Origin of the sequence: Curtobacterium sp. B8, from assembly GCF_000333315.1 — a bacterium.
Lineage (GTDB): Bacteria > Actinomycetota > Actinomycetes > Actinomycetales > Microbacteriaceae > Curtobacterium > Curtobacterium luteum.
The window spans coordinates 1-1,702 of sequence record NZ_BACW01000434.1 but is presented as its reverse complement, the minus strand read 5'-3'; the positions used below and the strand labels follow the sequence as shown (position 1 = coordinate 1,702).

Sequence of the window (1,702 nt, the reverse complement as noted above, 5' to 3'; positions counted from 1 at the left end):
GCACCATGTCGAGCTTGAAGGGGCCGTCGGCGAGGGCCTGCAGCGAATCGGCGACCTTGGTCGCGGTGGTGGTCGTGCCGTGGGGAAGCCGATCACGGTCCCGACGCCGACCCCGGTGCCGGTCAGCCGCTCGACCGCGTGCGCGACGTCGCTCGGTCGGACGCACACGCTGAACACCCGGTAGGCCGCTGCCTCGTCGAGCTGGGCGTCGACGTCCGTGCGGGTGAGCTCGGGCTTCAGGATCGCGTGGTCGATGAGGGCCCGGACCGCGTCGGCGGTGACGGCGTCGGGGGCGCTGGGGATCGCTGCGTTGTCCACCCGGCAAGCCTACCCGGAGGCGACGCGCGTACCGTGCCCAGCATGCACGTCCTCGTCACCGGCGCCACCGGGTACATCGGCGGTCGTCTCGTCCCACGGCTCCTCGAAGCCGGCCACACGGTCCGTGTCTACGCGCGGACCCCGCGGAAGCTGCAGGACGTCCCCTGGCACGACGACGTCGAGATCGCCGAGGGCGACCTGATGGACGCCCGAGCGGTCCGCGCAGCCGTCGAGGGGATCGACGCGGTCTACTACCTCGCGCACGCGATGGGTGCCGACGGCGACTTCGAACGCGCCGAGACGCAGGCGGCCGGGACGATGGGCCACGAGGCACGCGTCGCCGGGGTCCGGCGCTTCGTCTACCTCGGCGGTCTGCACCCGGACGGCGAGCTGTCGAAGCACCTGCGGAGCCGCAAGGAGGTCGGGGACGTCCTGCTGCGGTCCGGAGTCCCGACGATCGCGTACCAGGCCGGCGTCGTCATCGGTTCCGGGAGCACCTCGTTCGAGATGATCCGCCACGTCACCGACGTCCTGCCGTGGATGCCGGCGCCGAAGTGGGTGCGCAACCACATCCAGCCGATCGCCATCCGCGACGTCCTCTACTACCTCGTGCAGGCCCTCGAGATCCCGGCCGACGTGAACCGCACGTTCGACATCGGCGGCCCGGACGTCCTCCGGTACGGGCAGATGCTCAACGGGTACGCGGTCGAGGCGAAGCTGCCGCAGCGCGGGATCGCGTCGCTGCCGGTGCTGACGCCCGGACTCGCCGCCCACTGGTTCAACATCGTCACCCCCATCCCGCGGAAGCTCGCGCGGCCCATCATCGAGTCGCTGCAGTTCGAGTGCGTGCAGCGTGAACACGACATCGACCAGTACGTCCCCGCGCCACCAGGGGGCCTCACACCGTACCGGCGCGCGGTCCGCCTGGCGCTCGCGCGCATGCGGACGGGCCAGGTCGAGACGAGCTGGCGCAACGCGACGCTCGCGGCGACGCCCGCGGACCCGCTGCCGAGCGACCCGGACTGGGCGGGGCACACCGTCTACGTCGACGACCGCAAGCGGCACACCGACGCGTCCGCGGCCGACGTCTGGCGCGTCGTCGAGTCGATCGGCGGCGACAACGGCTGGTACTCGTTCCCGCTCGCCTGGGTGGCGCGGGGCTGGATGGACAAGATCGCCGGCGGCGTCGGGCTCAGCCGTGGCCGACGGGACCCGCAGCGTCTGGAACAGGGCGACGCACTCGACTGGTGGCGCGTGGAGCGGCTCGACCGCGGGCGCTACCTGCGCCTCCGGGCCGAGTTCAAGTCGCCGGGCCGCGCGTGGCTCGAGATGACGGTGACGCCGTCCGTGGACGGCGGGAGCGACTACCACCAGCGGGCGATCT

Annotated in this window: 1 protein-coding gene and 1 pseudogene; one reads left to right on the top strand and one right to left on the bottom strand. The window is 72.2% G+C overall.

What is annotated here, in order from left to right; all coding sequences use genetic code 11:
* A pseudogene (locus I59_RS19845) lies at window positions 1-318 on the bottom strand (hypothetical protein); the annotation flags it as partial.
* Window positions 319-360: 42 nt separating this feature from the next.
* Here I59_RS19845 and I59_RS11140 point away from each other — a divergent pair.
* On the top strand, window positions 361-1,702 hold a 1,342-nt coding region (locus I59_RS11140; protein ID WP_022903928.1), incomplete at its 3' end, for an SDR family oxidoreductase.